This is a genomic window from Streptomonospora mangrovi (assembly GCF_027604915.1).
GTDB lineage: Bacteria > Actinomycetota > Actinomycetes > Streptosporangiales > Streptosporangiaceae > Streptomonospora > Streptomonospora mangrovi.
Window position 1 is genome coordinate 1 of record NZ_JAJAQC010000080.1, and the last position, 15235, is coordinate 15235.

Consider the following 15235-nt stretch of genomic DNA (forward strand, 5'->3'; position numbering starts at 1 on the left):
GCCGGGCCGGGAGCGGACGGTGCCCCCGGCCCGGCCGGCGCCCGGCTCCCGGCACGCGCGTCGCGGGCTACCCGGCGGCGGGGAACAGCCACTCCGGCGGCGGCACCGGGTGCTCGGCGGCGCGGCTGACGCCCTCCCACCGCTCCCACTCGGCCATGCGCCGCCGGTAGACGTCGAAGGCGAGGTCGTAGACCATGCCGCCCAGCAGCAGGCGGTGCGGCGGGTCGTCGCTGTCGACCAGGGTGAGCACGGCCTCGGCCGCCAGGCGGGGCTCGCTGTCGGTGGGGCCCGCCGAGGCGTACTGCTCCTCGAGTTCGGCGCGCATGGCGTCGTACTCCGCCATCGGCTGCGCGGTGCGCATCCGGGTGTACAGCTCGGTCCAGTACCCGCCGGGCTGCACGATGCTGACGCGCACCCCGAACCGGGCGGCCTCGGCGGCCAGGGCCTCGCTCATGCCCTCCAGCGCGAACTTGCTGGCGCTGTAGAGGCCGGTGGAGGCGTGGCCCGCCACCGCGCCGATGCTGGAGACCTGCACGATGTGCCCCGAGCCCTGGGCGCGCATGCGGCCCAGGCCGGCCTGGCTGACCCACAGCGCGCCGAAGAAGTTGACCTCCATCTGCGCGCGGGCCTCCTCCTCGGTGAACTCCTCGACGGCGCCCATGCTCAGGGTGCCGGCGTTGTTGACCAGGACGTCGATGCGGCCGAAGTGGTCGGCGGCGCGGTCCACGGCCGCGAAGACGGCGGCGCGGTCGGTGACGTCGAGCGGCAGGTCGAGCACGCGGCCGGGGTGGTCGGCGGCGAGCGCGCCGAGGGCGTCGGTGTCGCGGGCGGCGGCGGCCACCCGGTCGCCGGCGGCCAGGGCCGCCTCGGCGAACGCCCGGCCCAGGCCGCGGCTGGCGCCGGTGATGAACCAGACGCGGTTTCGGGCGGGAGCGGTGGTGGTCACGGAATCGCCTCCAAGGCTTCTGCGAGACGAACCGTATCGCCTCGACTGAGCACCACCATGGCGCATGCACGGACTCTTGTCAAGACGAAACGTCTCGTCTCTTTGTTTGGTAGCATCGCGGGGTGAACACCGAGCGCAACTCCCCTGCGGGCGCGCCCACCAAGGGCCGACCCCCCAACGCCGCGCGGCGCAGCGAGGCGTCGCGCCGCGCCATCCTGACGGCGGCCTTCGACCTGGTCGGCGAGGTCGGCTACGCCAAGCTGAGCATCGAGGGCATCGCCGCGCGGGCCGGCGTGGGCAAGCAGACGATCTACCGGTGGTGGCCGTCCAAGGGCGCGGTGCTCTTCGACGCGGTGCTGATGCTCTCCCAGGGCCCCGACGGCGGCACGGCCGCGCTGCCCGACACCGGCGACCTCGCGGCCGACCTCGCCCTGGTGCTGCGCGCCACGGTGGACGAGTTCGCCGACCCCCGCTTCTCCGAGCCGCTGCGCGCACTGAGCACCGAGATCGCCCACGACCCCGACCTTGCGCGGGCCTACGCCGAGCGGTTGGACCAACCGCTGCGCGAGGCCAAGAAGGAGCGGCTGCGCAGCGCGCAGCGGGCCGGGGAACTGCCCGGTGACCTGGACCTCGACGTCGCCGTGGACCTGATCTGGGGTCCGCTGACCGCTCGGTGGCTGCACCGCACCGGCCCGCTCACCCACGCCTTCGCCGACGCGCTGGCGGCCGCCGCCCTCAACGGGCTGCGCACCGCCGCGCCGACCCCGGAGGGGCGGAAAAAGCAGCCCGAATGACATCGCGACCGACAATCACGACATTCTTCGAAGAATTAGAATTCGGCCACCCGGAAAACGATCGACCGGGAATGAAAAACACCATGCGCCACGGAATCGATTGACGCGTTCCCGAGCCTGCGGCGAGAATTCAAACAGCCCGTCCCGTTCCGGATTGAAAAGCACCGGAACGTGCCGCGACCGTGTTCTCCCCCCGCTTGGAGCCTGCATGCGAACGCTGTTCTCCGCCCTTGCGGCGGCCGCGCTGACCGGTGCCTTCACCCTTGCCGCCGCCGGCACCGCGCACGCCGCCACCGGCGAGGTCGTCGTGTTCAAGACCGAGTTCGAGGACCTCGACGTGCACGAGAACCCCGCGCCGGGCTGCTACAGCCTGCCCGGCACCGCCCACGTCCTCATCAACCGCACCGACACCGAGGTCGTCATCCACGCCAATTCGCTCTGCTTCGGCCCGGGAATCACCGTGCAGTCCGACCGGGGATGGCACGCGCCGCCCGGCGGACTCGACGGCGTGTTCACGTTCTCGGTCCGGTAAATACGTAGAAAACGCCGCGAACATCCGTTCGGCGCGCTCGGGAATTCCGCTCGGGCGCGGCGGCGGAAGCCGGGGGCGGGCGGGCCGCTCCGTCCGTGCGGTCCGCCCGCCCCCGGTCCCCGCTCCCCCGCCCGCTCAATCGGCGGACCGGCGCCCCTGGACCGTGTAGAACACGCAGGAGGCGGCGCGGAACCCGGGGTCGGCCATCAGGTGCCGCACCCGCGCCAGTTCGTCGTCGGTCATGCCGGCCGCCACCAGGCGGTCGCGCAGGTGGCGGGTGTGGTGGGCCTGGAGCCGCGCCCCGGGGGAGTCGGCGGTCCACACCTCCGTGTGCGCCACGGGCTCGACCTCGGTGAACCCGGCCGCGCACAGGTCGGCCGCCGCGTCGCGGCCCCACGCGGGTTCGCCGCCCGATGCCCGCAGCGCCGAGAGCTTGGCCTGGTGGAACCTGGCGTAGAGGTCGCGGGAGTCGGGGTCGGCCGGCAGCAGCGCGGCGTAGTGGGTGGAGTCGAACTCGTCCACCTGGATCCGGCCGCCGGGGCGCAGGGTCCGCAGCAGCCGCGCCAGCACCGCGCGCCGCTCCGGCAGGTGGCTGAGCACCAGCCGCGCGTGCACCAGGTCGTAGGCGCGCTCGGGCAGGGGGTCGCGCACGATGTCGTGGCGCAGCACCACCAGCCCGGGGACGGCGGGGATGCGGCCCGGCTTGATGTCGGTGGCCACCACGCGCCCCGAGGGGGCCACCCGGCGCGCCAGCCACGCGGCCACGCTGCCCTGGCCCGCGCCGATCTCCAGGCAGTGCCAGCCCGGCCCCACCCCGGTGCGCTCCAGGTGGGCGGTGGTGGGGGTGTCGTAGGCGGCGGCCAGGCAGCCGTGCTGCTCGGCGGCGTGGACGCTGTCGTTGTCGAACGCGTAGCCGGGGCCGGGCGCGGTGTCGGGCGCCGGGCCGGACGCGGCGGGGCGGCCGGCGGCCGAGGGGGCGGTCACCGCTGCCCCCCTGCGTGCGCCGGGGCGGCGGCCGCGGGTTCCGGTGGCGGCCCGGCGGCGGGCTCCGGTGGCGGCCCGGCGGCGGCGAGGGCGGCCAGGGTGGGCAGGCACACCTTGCCGGTGGCGCCCAGCGGCAGTTCCGACAGGACCAGCAGCCGCTCGGGGAGCTTGGCGCGTTCCAGGCCGCACTCCTGCTCCAGAAACGCGGTGAGGCCGGGCAGCGCCACCGGGCCGGCGCCGGCGCGCGGCACCACGCACGCGCACAGCCGCTCGCCGAGGTCGGGGTCGGGCACGGGCACGCACACCGCCTCGGCCACGTCGGGGTGGCGCGCGAGCAGGGCCTCGACCTCGCGCGGGCTGATGGAGTAGCCGCCGCGCTTGACCACCCGCTTGATGCGGTCCACGACCCGCAGCGCGCCGTCGGGCTCCAACCGGCCCCGGTCGCCGCTGCGCACCCACCCGCCGGGCGCCCGGTAGCGGGCGTCGAGGTCGGGGGCGTTGACGTAGCACAGCGGGCTCATGGGGCCGCGCGCCCAGATCTCGCCCTCCTCGCCCGGCGGCAGCGGACGGCCGTCGGTGCCGGCGACGCGGATCTCGGCGACGGCGGGATCGGGCGGGCCGGTGACACCGCCGGGCAGGGCGGTGCCGCCGAGGGGGGTGTGGCAGTTCATGCCGTCGGCCGAGCCGTAGACGTTGAGGACCGGGCGGCCGAAGCGCTCCCGGGCGGCGGCGATGACGTCGGCCTCGATGACGGCGGAACTGGTCACCACGGCGCGCAGGGAGGAGGTGTCCTCGTCGGGCAGGCGCGGCAGGTCGGTGATGCGGCGCAGCATGGTCGGCACGGCGAAGAGGTGGGTCGGCCGGTGCGCGCCCACGGCGCGCAGGGCGGCGCGGGGGTCGAACCCGTCGAGCACGATCAGCGTCCCGCCGAGGCGGGCGAGGGTCACGGGCACGCCGAGGGAGCCGTAGGACGACGCGAGCGGCACCAGCACCAGGTTGCGCATGGGCACCGAGCCGTCGTGCAGCGCCGCCACGTAGTTGCCGCGCCCGCCGGCCATGGCGTTGTGGGAGTAGGCGATCATCTTCGGCTCGGCCTCAGAGCCGGAGGTCACCAGGATCCGGGCGGGGGACTCGGGATCGACGGCAGCCGGCCGCCAGGCACGGCCGGACGCCACCGGGTCGCCGGTGCCGGCGAGGGGATCGTCCACAGAGACGGCCCCCGGCGGCGCCGCGCCGAAAGTGAACACGGCAACGGGGTGGGTCAGGTCCCGACACAGATCGATCACCCCGGCGGCCGCACCGGCGAGGTCGGCGGCGCCGGGGCCGTCAGGGGCGTCGGTGGCGGTGGCGGTTGCGGAGACAGCAGGATCGCCGGGAGTGTCGGCGGCGCCGCCGGTGATCACGGCGCTTGCCCGCGAACGGCGCAGCAGCGCGGTGATGCCGAGCCGGCCCCGCATAGCGGGATACGGCAGCGAGACCGCCCCGACGGCGGCCACCGCCAACTCGGCGACGGCGGCCCGCCGGCCGTTGGGCAACTGGATCGCCACGATGTCGCCCGCGCCGATCCCCGCACCGGCCAGCACGGCGGCGGTGCGCCGCACCCGCTCGTCGAGCGCGGCGTAGTCGAGCACGCCTTCGGAATCGATGACGGCGTCACGCCGGGGATGCGCGCGCACGCGCTCGGCGAACAGCGAGTACAGGTCCCGATCGGGACAGTACCCCCGATCGACCCAGGACCGCCGCAGCTCGGCCGGCACCAGGTCGGTCAGGACGACGCCGTTCTTCGACGTCCAAGACGAGGTCATACGCGAACACCCCCACAGGAAGACGACAGGACAGGTCTTTCAATCGAGCGCGGCCCACCCCGCAGGCCACCCACCCCCAGGGCGGTCGGGTGTCCCCGCCCGGATCCGGCGACCGCCCCACGCGCGGGCGGGCTCACCGAGGCAGGGCAACCGCCTGAGCAGGAGGCGCCCGCGCGGGTGCGCAGCCGACCACCGCCAGAGCCCCCACGGGAAGGCACCCGGCGCCGCCCCGGACGCCCCGGACCGCCGGCGGGGCGGTACGGCGCCCACTCCGGTGGCCGACACGAGCCCGCCAGGGGCGCCCCGGCGGACAGGAACGGCCGCCACCGGCGCGCGGTGGATGCCGGACACCGGCCGGCACCCGCCGCAACCCGCACAGCCCGCCCCCGACCACGCGGCCGGGCTCGGCCTTCCGCGGAAACCGAAATCCGGAATACGGACGGCCCCCGGCCGGCGTAGCGCTCGGGCGAGCACCGATACGCGGCGAGTCGGCGCCGAGCCGGTCGTCCGCTCCCGGCGGCACGGGGCGGCGGCGCATGCCGCCGGACCCCCGCCGCCGGTTCCCGGCACCACCACGGCCCCACGGGCGCGCTTCCCGGCGGTCGCCGCAGACCCCGGATCCGGTGACGTGGGTGGCGGTCCCTCCGGCGCGGTGGGCTGGGGGCGCTCCGGGGTGGCCTGGGGACTCGGTGTCGGCGCGCTCATGGGGAGAACTCCCACGGGGTGCGGACGAAGGCGGCGCCGTCGTGGATCAGTGCCGGGGCGAAGGCGGGGTCGGTGGCGAAGGTGGTGAGGTCGGTGCGGACCTCGGTGGCCGCGAGGCCGGCGCGGTCCAGAACCGCGATGAGGTCGGCGGTGGTGTGGTCGCGGCAGTGGGCGGCCACGGCGGCGGAGGCGTCCGGGGCGCCCGCGCCGACGCCCAGGGCGCGCAGCAGCGCCTCGGGGTCGCGGCGGGCGCGGGCGGACAGAGCGAGGTGGCCGTCGGCCGTGGCCAGGGGCCGGTCCAGCGGTGTCCACCGGGGCCGCCGCCACGCGCGCTCGGCGCCCCGCCCGCGCAGGGCCGTCCGGCAGAGCACCAGGGCGGCGTCGTAGAGGGAGGTGTCCACCCGCTGCCCCGCGCCGGTGCGCAGCCGGGCCAGCAGCCCGGCCAGCACACCCTCGACGCTGGTCAGCGCGCCGAGCACGTCGGTCAGCGTCATCAGCGAGGGCGCCGGCGGCTCGTCCTCGGGCCGCACCAGCGCGCCCAGGCCGCTGTGCGCCTGCACCAGGAAGTCGGTGCCCACCAGGCCCTCGGCGCCGGGGGCACCGCCCCAGCCGCCCGCGTAGGCGTAGACCAGGCCCGGCCGCACGGCGTGCAGGTCGTCCGCGTCCAGGCGGTACTCGGCGGCCTTGCCCGGTGCCCAGTTGTGCAGGAACACGTCGGCCCCCGCGACGAGTTCGCGCAGGTCACGCCGGCCGGCCGCCGATCGGATGTCGATCTCGACCACGCGCTTGCCCCGGTTCAGCGCGAGGAACCGCGCCGAGCAGTCGCCCGACATCGGCGGCACGCCGCGCAGCGGGTCGCCGCCGGGGGGTTCGACCCGCACCACCTCGGCGCCCAGCAGCCGCAGCAGGTGCCCGGCCAGCGGCCCCTGCACCCGGCGGGTGGACTCCACGACCACCAGCCCCAGCAGCGGCGGCCCGCCGCCCGCGCCGGACGGTGGCGGCGGGGCGCCGGGCGCGGCCGGATCCGTCCACGCCCCCTCGGGGCCGGCGGCGCCCAGGAGGGCCGGCGCCCCCTCGGCGGCGGCGATCCGCCACGGCCGGTGGGCGTCCAGTTCATCGGGCGGCGCGGGCGCGCCGGCGCGCACCCGGACGGCGCTGACACCGGCGGCCCGGGCCGCCGCCAGCACGTCCCGGTAGAGGCGGCCGGCCACGACGGCGTGCAGGTCGGGCGGCAGCGGGCTGGTGGCGGTGCCGAAACGGCCCTGGAACGGCGGCCAGCCCCGCGCGAGCGCCGGGCCGTCGGCCCCCAGCGCGGTCCAGAAGCGCTGCCAACCCTCGGGGTACAGCGTCTCGATCTCGAACCGCACGCCGTCGGCCGAGGTGAACGGCGGTCCGCCCGGACGCACCGGCTCGTCGGCGTCGTCGTCGGGCGCGGTGGCAGCCGCGATGTACTGGCCGACGCTGAGCAGCGCACCCTGGGCGACGGAGGTGGCCACGCCGCGCGGGCCGGCGCCGCGCAGCCGGCCCAGGGCGGCGGCGAGCAGGCCCTGGACGGCCAGCACCCCGGTGACGGCGCAGGCGTAGTCGACCCCGAGCGCGGCGGGCGCGCCCTGGGCGCGGCCGTGGACGTGCATGATGCCGCAGGCGGCCTGCGCGGTGGCCTCGTCCACGACGCGGGCGCCCACCGGGCCGGCCCAGTCGACCACGCACTCGGCCAGCGCGCCCCGGCCGCCGGGATCGGTGAGCACCAGCCGCGCGGCCGGGGCCCCGGGCGCGCTGGTGCCGCCGTGCTCGGTGACCTCACCGCATCCCAGCAGCCGGAGGTGGCGCGCGGCGACGCCGCCCACGGCGGACCCGCCGCGATGGGCGGCGGCCGTCCCCGCCAGCGGGGCGGCGCCGGTGCCCCGGCCCTGCACGGAGGAGACGGTCACGGCCGCCGTCCCGCGCCCGGGCCGCGCCCGGTGCGGGCGGGCGCCGCGTGGACGCTGCGGATCCGGGAGTAACCCGGCGCCGCCGGCGCCGCCGCGAAGCGGTGCGCGGCGCGGCCGCGCCCCGGGGCGTACCCCCGCTCCCGCGCGAAGACCCACGAGACCCCGCGCGCGGTGGGCGCGGCGCCGCCCCCCTGGTCCCCGGCACGGCGTCCACGCGGCCGGACCGACACCCAGGAGACGCCACGCGCCCCAGCCTCGGCCCGCCCCCGGCGACCGGCGCGCCTGAGGCGGTCCACACCATCGGCCGCCCCAGCGGGGCGGTCCGCACGGCCGGGAGCGGCAGGCACCGGCACGCCCCCATCTGCATCAGGCCGGGCGCCTTTGCCAGGAGGCACTGCATGGGCCGGCCCCTGGCCCGCACCGCCGGAAACGGCAGACGCGCGCACGCCCCCGCCCGTAGACCTCACCGGGCCGACAGCGCCGAGGACCGACATGCCTTCGCCCGTGGAGGACAGCACATCGCTGTCACGGTGCGCCCCCTGACCCGAACAGCCGGGAGCAGCCGGAACCGGCGCCACCTCGCCCGTGTCGGACGGCCGGCCCATGTCACGGGCCGGCCCGTGGACTCCACGGCCGGCAGCGGCAGGTGCCGGGGCGGCCTCGTTGGTATCGGGCGGGACGCTGGTGTCGCGGGATGCGGCGTGGGCCGGGCCCTGGGCTGCGCGGCGGGCCGATACCCGGGACACCCCGTAGGCGCGGGTGGAGGCGCCGCCCGCCGCGCGGAGGCGGCGGGGCGCGGCGGTGCCGCGTTCGGCGGGGGCTCCGCGCCCCGGTGCGATGCGCGCGGTCGGGTCGGCGGTCCAGTTCTTCCCCGGAATCGGGAACAGCGGGACAGCGGTCATGTGCGGTTCTCTCCTCACTGCGGTCCAGGCGGCGCCGCGGGCGGCACTGCGGTTCGGTGGCGGTGTCGGCGACCCCGCGATGCGGCGGTGCTCTGGGCGGCGCCGCGGTTCGGCGACACGGCGATGTGGCGGCGCCGCGCTGCGGCGGCGCTGTCGGCCTCACCGCCCCGCGGCGGTGGGCGAGCGGGTGTGGTCAGGCGTCGGGGGATCCGACGAGGCGGCGGCGGAGTTCGAGGCGGCGGACCTTGCCGGTGCCGGTGCGCGGGAGTTCGTCCCAGGCCATCACCAGCGGCGGCGCCAGCGCCGGGAGGTCGCGCACCGCGCGCAGCCACTCCCCCGCGTCCAGGTGGCCGTCCTCGGTGGCGACCACGGGCAGCGGCGGGCCCTGCGGGGTCCGCAGGACCACGCACTCCAGCACCGCCGGGATGCGGTCGTCGACGACGTCCTCGATCTCCACGCAGCTCATGCCGGGTACGGCGTCGACCTCGCGGTCCAGCACCCGCACCCCGCCCCCGCGCGTGCGCTCGCCGATGTCCTCGGTGTTCCACCAGCCGTCCAGGACCTTGGCGCTCCACCGCTCCTGCTCGCCGACGTAGCCCAGCCCCAGCGCCTTGGTGCGCGCCAGGACCAGACCGGGCTCGCCGCGCCGCACCGGCCGCAGGGTCTGGGGGTCGACCACGCGCAGCCGGGTGCGGGTGGGCACCGGGTGGCCGAGGTCGCGGGTGGTGGGCCGGCGCGCGCCCTGGGCCGCCACGGCCCTGCGGGTGAGGAACCGGAAGGTCAGCGGCCCGGTCTCGCTCTGCCCCCACCCCTGCATCCACACCGGCCGGCGGCGCTCGGTGGCGTTGAGGAAGGTGCGGACGGCGGGCGGGTGCATGGCGTCGAAGGTGCTGATGTAGAGGCGGACGCGGCGGAAGGCGTCGGTGCGCGCCGCCATCGGCTGCCACCGCACGTAGGTGGCCGGCAGCGCCTCCAGGGTGGTGGGCGGGTGGGCGCGCAGGAACGGCTCGGCCGAGGCGGGGTCGTGGTCGGCGACGATCGCGACCTCGCGCGGGCGCAGCCACAGCACGCTGGCGGTCCAGGCGAACGCGCGCCCGTGCACGTAGGAGGTGGCCGCCGCGACGGTGTCGTCGGGCCGGCTGCTCAGCACCGGCCAGCGGTGCGCCTCGAAGCCGATGAGCCGGCGCACCATGGTGGTGGTGGAGTGCGGCACCAGCTTGGGCACCCCGGTGGTGCCCGAGGTGTGCACGATGAGCAGCGGGTCGTCGGCGCCGCGCCCGTGCGGCGCCGACCGCCCGGGGTCGGCCTCGGCCAGCGCCGCCGCGCCGGGCGCGGGGCCGTCGACGCTGAGCGTGCGGTCGGCGCGCAGGACCGCCCCGGCGTCGGACGCCGCCTTGAGGACCGCGCGGGTGGTCACCAGGACGGCGGGCCGCAGCCTTTCCAGCAGCACGGCCAGGGTCTCGGGCGGCAGGTGGTCGGAGATCGGCGCGGGCACCGCGCCGATGCGCACCGCCGCGAACGCCAGCAGGGTGGAGTCCCAGTGGTTCTCCTTGACCACGGCCACCACGTCGCCGGGGCCGGCGCCGGCCCCGGCCAGCCGGCCGGCCATGGTGTCCACGAGATCGGCGAGGCCGGCCATGCCGTAGGCGGTGCCGCCGTCGGGGGCGATGTCCAGCGGCCGGCTCAGGTGCACGGTGGTGGGGCTGTGCGCGGCGGCCAGCGTGTCGAACAGCGTGGCGGGGTCAAGCCGCTTCATGGTGGCGTCCTTCCGGTGCGGATACGGGGCCGCGTGCCAACCGGTCGAGGACCCGCGGCGCGGTGATCAGCGCGGACGCGACGGCGCCCTCGCTGCACGGGCGCAGGGTCAGCCAGTCGCCCGCGTACTCCACCGGCCGCAGGGGCCGGCGCAGGAAGGCGGGGCGCAGCCGCAGCGCCTCGGAGGTGGGCTCGGGCAGGCCGTGGGCGAACCGGTGCGGCACGGCGGTGCGCAGGGCGGCGCGCAGTCCCGGCAGGTAGCGTTCGGTGCGCTCGACCACGCGGTCGGCGGTCTCGGAGTCGGAGGCGTCCAGCAGCTCGGCCGTGGCCTCGGGCGTGGTGATCACCGAGACCAGGCCGTGCCCGGCCGGCGCGCGGCCGGGGTGCTTGCGGTGGTCGACGGTGACCGCGTTGACCACGGGGTCGGCCGAAGCGGGCAGGAGCAGCACGAAGCCGCGGCCGTCGGGGCGGGCGGCCAGCGGGCGGTCCAGGGTGAGGCTCACCCGCAGCATGGGCGCGTAGGCGCAGGCGTCGAGGTAGGCGCGTTCGTCGGGCGGCGCGCCCGGGTGCAGCCGGCGCGCGGCGGGGGCGGGCACGGCCAGCACCGCGGTGCGGGCGGTGAGCGCGCCGTCCTCCCACGCCACCCGGACGCCGCCGCGGGTCTGGGCGACCTCGCGCACCCGGCGGCCGGTGGCGACGTCCAGCCCGCCGGCCAGCCGCCGGGCCAGGGTGTCCATGCCGTCGCGGTAGGTGCGCCAGGTGGCGGTGCTGCCGGTGGCCGCCAGGTGGGCGAGCAGCGGCGCGGCCGAGGCGCGCTCGGTGCGCCACCCGAAGAACCCGCGCGCCAGCGGCGCCAGGAGGCGGTCGGCCAGGGCGGGGTGGTAGCCGGCGGCGAGGTCGGCCACGGTGAGGCGGGCCAGCGGGGAGTGCTCGGCGGCGTCGGGGTGCACCGCGCGGGCGCGCGCCAGCAGCCGCACCAGGTCCACCCGGGCTCGCGGGGGCAGCCCCGCGCCGGTGAGCAGCCCCAGCGGGCGGCCGACGTGCGGGTGCGCCCGGCCGTGGTGCCACACGTTCACGGCGTCGGGGACCCGGGGGACGTCGGCGGGGGTGAGGCCGAGTTCGCGGATGAGCGCCCAGGTGGCGGGGTAGCCCCGCGCGGCGATCATCTCGGCGCCGGTGTCCACCAGGAAGCCGTCGCGCCGCACCGTGCGCATGCGCCCGCCGACCGCGTCGGCGGCCTCCAGGACCAGGACCGACCGGCCGGCGCGGGCCAGGGCGTGGGCGGTGGCCAGGCCGGCGACGCCCGCGCCGACCACGGCGACGTCGAGGTCGGGGGTCATGCCGGGCCTCCGGCGAGCACCGGCGCGGCCAGGTTGACGGCCGCCAGCAGGGCCACGCTGACGCGGTGGACGCGGATGCCGAGGTTGCGGGCGCGCAGGATGTCGTGGCGGCGGAACCCGATGGTGAACTGGACGGCGCGCAGCACCACCACCGGCGCCATGGCCAGCGGGAACCACCACGGCGCCACCCCGCTCAGCGCGGCGCCGACGATGAGCAGCGCCTCGGCCGCCGACACCGCCCCGACGAAGGCGGCGTTGCCGCGCGCCGACGCCAGGACCGCGACGGTGCGCCGCCCCACCCGGGCGTCGCCGGGGATGTCGTTGGTGTTGGAGTAGACCCCGAACAGCAGCGGCCCCAGGCCGAACAGCACGCCCTGCACCACCACGAAGGCGTCCACGGTGCCGCTGAGCAGGCCGTAGGGCGCCACGAGCAGGCCCACACCCAGGGCGACGAGGAAGATCTCCTGTCCGCCGCGGTAGCTGATCTTCAGCCCCCAGGAGTACTGCACGGCGAAGAACAGGCACAGCGCCAGCCCGGCGGCGGCCCACGGCGGCTGGTGCGGCGCCGCCCACACCGCCGCCGCCCACAGCAGGGCGGCGCCGACCGCGGCGGCGGCGGCGAGCCGGAGCGCCTCGCGCTCGGTGAGGGTGCCGGCGATCAGGGGTTTGCGGGCGAGCTTGCGCCGGGGGGCGTCGGGGCCGTAGTTGGCGGCGTCGCTGCCGTCGCGCAGGCCGGTGATGTCGTCCAGGGAGGTCATGGCGGCGACCATGCAGACCTCGCCGGCCAGCAGCAGGACCAGCGCCGCCCACACCTCGGGCTCCAAGCGCGCGGCCGGCGCCAGCAGGGTCCAGGCGAGGATGAGGCCGAGGTAGTAGTCGATGATGTCGAGCTTGGCCAGCCGGGCGTAGGCGGCGGCCTTGGCCAGCCCGGTGGGGCGGGGCGCCGGTGCGGGCGCGGGTCGGGAGTCGTGGGCCATCGCTTCTCCGCGGGGGTGTCGGCGGCCCGCAGGGGGCCGCGCGGTCGGGGGGACACGGGGCGGGCGGCGGCCGGCGGTCGGGGGCCGGCGGCCGGGCGGGGGCGGCCCGGGTGCGCGGGCGCCGCCGCCGGGGGTGCGGGCGGCGCTCACCACTGGGGCTCCCGCCGGGGGTCGGCGAAGGCGCACACGGCGTCGGCGACCTGCTCAACCTGGGTGTCGGTCAGGTTCGGGTAGACCGGGATGGAGACGTTGCGCCGGGCGGCGGACTCGGCGTTGGGCCAGCGGCGGCCGGGCGGGGCGTAGCGGGCGAACGCGGGTTGGAGCGGCAGCGGCGCCGGGTAGTAGACGTGGGCGCCCACGCCCCGGCGCTCCAGGTGCCGCTTGAGGTCGTCGCGGCGCTCGGCGAGCAGGGTGTAGACGTAGAAGCAGCGGCCCTCGCGCCCCGGCGGCGGGGCGAGGATCCCGCGTTCGCGCAGCGGCGCGAACCGCTGGGTGTAGTAGTCGGCGATCTCGGCGCGCCGGCGCAGCCGGGCGTCGAGGCCGGGCAGCCGGTGGAGCTGGAACGCCGCCAGGAGTTCGTCGAAGCGGCTGTTGTAGCCGACGCGGTGGTGCACGAACCGCTGCTTGCCGTCCTGGCCGTGGTTGCGCAGCATGCGCACGGCCTGGCCGAGGTCGGGGTCGCGGGTGACGACCGCGCCGCCCTCGCCGGCGGTGCCGAACGTCTTGACCTGGACGAAGGAGAACACGCCGGCCTCGCCCCAGAGGCCGGCCGGGCGTCCGGCCAGCACCCCGCCCTGGGCGACGGCGGAGTCCTCGACCAGGCGCAGGCCGTGGCGCCGGGCGGTGTCGGCGATGCGCGGCATGTCGGCCATGACCGAGAACATGTGCGCGGGCATGAGGGCGGCGGTGCGGTCGGTGACGGCGGCCTCGACCGCGGCGGGGTCGGCCACCAGGGTCCAGGGGTCGACGTCGGCGAAGACGGGGACGGCGCCGAGCACGGCCACGGTGGCGGCCAGGGGCGCGCAGCCGAACGCCGGCACCACGACCTCGTCGCCCGGCCCGATCCCCATGGCGGTCAGCACGAGGGTGAGCGCGCTGGTGCCGCTGGAGCAGGCCACGACGTCGGCGGCGCCCAGCCGCTCGCGCAGCGCGTCCTCGAACGCGGCGGTGCGCCGGCCCAGGATGAACCGCTGGTCGGGGTCGGTGCCCACGGTGTGGACCGCCTCCAGCAGGGCGTCGCGGTCCTCGGCGAAGAGGTCCGGCGGGAAGAAGGGGATCACGTCTGCCCCCGTCCGGTGTAGAAGCGGCTGATCAGGTCGCACACCCGGTCGACGTGGGCGAGCGGGAGGTCGGGGTAGAGCGGCAGCGCCAGGGCCGAGGCGCACGCGGCCTCGGCGCGGGGGAAGTCGCCGGGCCGGTGGCCGAGGTGGGCGAAGCAGGGCTGGAGGTGCAGCGGCACGGGGTAGTAGACCTCGGTGCCCACGCCGTGGTCGGCGAGGTGGGCGGCCAGGGTGTCGCGGTCGGCGACCTCGACCAGGTAGACGTAGAAGACCGGGGGGTCGCCGTGGGGGCCGGGCGCGTGGTCGGGCAGCCGCAGCACCCCGGGCAGGCCGCGCAGCCGCTCGGTGTAGGCGGCGGCGAGGTCGGCCCGGCGGCGGATGTCGTCGGCCAGGCCGGGGAGCTTGGCCAGCAGCACGGCCGCCTGGAGGTCGTCCATCTTGCTGTTGAGGCCGGGCAGGCTGGTCTGGGTGGAGATCCCGGGAAAGTTGTCGAGGGTGGCGCCGCGTCGGCCGTGGTGGCGCAGTGCGGCGGCGGTGTCGGCGATGTCGTCGCGGTCGGTGAGCACGGCGCCGGCGTCACCGATGGCGCCGAGCGTCTTGGCTGGGAAGAACGACAGCACCCCGCCGGCGCCCAGCAGCCCGGCGTGGACGCCGTTCCACCGCATGCCGACGGCCTCGGCGCTGTCCTCGACCAGCGTGATGCCGCGCCGGCGGGCCAGGGCGGCGAGGGAGTCGAGGTCGGCGGTGCGCGAGAACAGGTGGGCCGGCATGACCGCGCGGGTGCGCGGGGTGACGGCGGCGTCGGCGGCGGCGGGGTCGAGCGCGTAGGTGGCGGGGTCGATGTCGGCGAAGACGGGCCGGCCGCGCGCCAGCGCCACCGAGGTGGCGGTGGCCGCGAAGCTGTAGGCGGGCACCACGACCTCGTCGCCGGGTTCGAGGCCGCACGCGCGCAGCAGCAGGACCAGGGCGTCGGTGCCGGAGTTGACGCCCACGACGTGGCGGGCGCCGGTCCAGGCCGCCAGGGCGGTCTCAAGCTCGGCGACCTTGCGGCCGTGGGAGAACTTGCCGTGGTCGAGCACGTCGGCGCAGTGCGCCCGCACGCTCGCCCACAGTTCGGCGAAGGCGGCGCGCTGGCTGAAGAAGGGCACGGGCGGGGCCGCCGGCGCCGGGGCATCGGCCGGCGCGGCGGTCGGGGTCGGTACGGCGGCGGGGGCCCCCCGCGCGGGGGGGGGGGCGGGGGGGGGCCCAGGTGTTACCACCCCGGGGGGTGCCGTGGCACCGGGG

The 15235-nt window shown here is 77.3% G+C and carries 11 protein-coding genes; 2 read left to right on the plus strand and 9 right to left on the minus strand.

Annotated elements, in window-relative coordinates; all coding sequences use genetic code 11:
• Window positions 1-67: 67 nt before the first annotated feature.
• Window positions 68-946, minus strand: coding sequence for an SDR family NAD(P)-dependent oxidoreductase (locus LG943_RS26210; protein ID WP_270075052.1), 879 nt, complete (start codon window positions 944-946; stop codon window positions 68-70).
• Window positions 947-1068: 122 nt separating this feature from the next.
• On the opposite strand from LG943_RS26210, the gene LG943_RS26215 reads away from it, so the two are divergent.
• On the plus strand, window positions 1069-1740 hold the full coding sequence (locus LG943_RS26215; RefSeq protein WP_270075053.1) for a TetR/AcrR family transcriptional regulator: 672 nt from the start codon (window positions 1069-1071) through the stop codon (window positions 1738-1740).
• A 208-nt stretch (window positions 1741-1948) separates the two neighbouring features.
• Window positions 1949-2272 carry a hypothetical protein gene (locus LG943_RS26220; protein WP_270075054.1) on the plus strand — a complete coding sequence of 108 codons (324 nt, stop codon included), beginning with the start codon at window positions 1949-1951 and terminating at the stop codon, window positions 2270-2272.
• Window positions 2273-2407: 135 nt separating this feature from the next.
• On the opposite strand, the gene LG943_RS26225 is transcribed toward LG943_RS26220, so the two are convergent.
• The 8 genes from LG943_RS26225 to LG943_RS26260 form a co-directional block, all read right to left on the minus strand.
• On the minus strand, window positions 2408-3256 hold the full coding sequence (locus tag LG943_RS26225) for a class I SAM-dependent methyltransferase (RefSeq protein ID WP_270075055.1): 849 nt from the start codon (window positions 3254-3256) through the stop codon (window positions 2408-2410).
• Window positions 3253-5061, minus strand: coding sequence for a class I adenylate-forming enzyme family protein (locus LG943_RS26230; RefSeq protein ID WP_270075056.1), 1809 nt, complete (start codon window positions 5059-5061; stop codon window positions 3253-3255). The genes LG943_RS26225 and LG943_RS26230 overlap by 4 nt, the downstream gene beginning before the upstream one ends.
• 701 nt (window positions 5062-5762) lie before the next feature.
• A complete protein-coding gene (locus LG943_RS26235; RefSeq protein WP_270075057.1) occupies window positions 5763-7697 on the minus strand; it encodes a CoA transferase in 1935 nt (644 codons plus the stop codon).
• Between the two features lie 1095 nt (window positions 7698-8792).
• Entirely contained in the window at window positions 8793-10355 is a 1563-nt protein-coding gene (locus LG943_RS26240; RefSeq protein ID WP_270075058.1) for a class I adenylate-forming enzyme family protein, read from the minus strand.
• A complete protein-coding gene (locus LG943_RS26245; protein ID WP_270075059.1) occupies window positions 10342-11694 on the minus strand; it encodes a protoporphyrinogen/coproporphyrinogen oxidase in 1353 nt (450 codons plus the stop codon). Before LG943_RS26245 ends, LG943_RS26240 begins: the two co-directional genes overlap by 14 nt.
• A complete protein-coding gene (locus LG943_RS26250) occupies window positions 11691-12671 on the minus strand; it encodes a UbiA family prenyltransferase (protein ID WP_270075060.1) in 981 nt (326 codons plus the stop codon). Before LG943_RS26250 ends, LG943_RS26245 begins: the two co-directional genes overlap by 4 nt.
• A gap of 146 nt (window positions 12672-12817) precedes the next feature.
• On the minus strand, window positions 12818-13951 hold the full coding sequence (locus LG943_RS26255) for a DegT/DnrJ/EryC1/StrS family aminotransferase (protein ID WP_270075061.1): 1134 nt from the start codon (window positions 13949-13951) through the stop codon (window positions 12818-12820).
• Window positions 13948-15099, minus strand: coding sequence for a DegT/DnrJ/EryC1/StrS family aminotransferase (locus LG943_RS26260; RefSeq protein ID WP_270075062.1), 1152 nt, complete (start codon window positions 15097-15099; stop codon window positions 13948-13950). The genes LG943_RS26255 and LG943_RS26260 overlap by 4 nt, the downstream gene beginning before the upstream one ends.
• Window positions 15100-15235: the final 136 nt, after the last annotated feature.

What these genes read in the sequence shown, in the direction of transcription:
- LG943_RS26220 (WP_270075054.1), top strand. Translation starts at nt 1,949, where the DNA reads ATGCGAACGCTGTTCTCCGCCCTTGCGGCGGCCGCGCTGACCGGTGCC.
- LG943_RS26230 (WP_270075056.1), bottom strand. Translation starts at nt 5,061, where the DNA reads ATGACCTCGTCTTGGACGTCGAAGAACGGCGTCGTCCTGACCGACCTG.
- LG943_RS26240 (WP_270075058.1), bottom strand. Translation starts at nt 10,355, where the DNA reads ATGAAGCGGCTTGACCCCGCCACGCTGTTCGACACGCTGGCCGCCGCG.
- LG943_RS26245 (WP_270075059.1), bottom strand. Translation starts at nt 11,694, where the DNA reads ATGACCCCCGACCTCGACGTCGCCGTGGTCGGCGCGGGCGTCGCCGGC.
- LG943_RS26250 (WP_270075060.1), bottom strand. Translation starts at nt 12,671, where the DNA reads ATGGCCCACGACTCCCGACCCGCGCCCGCACCGGCGCCCCGCCCCACC.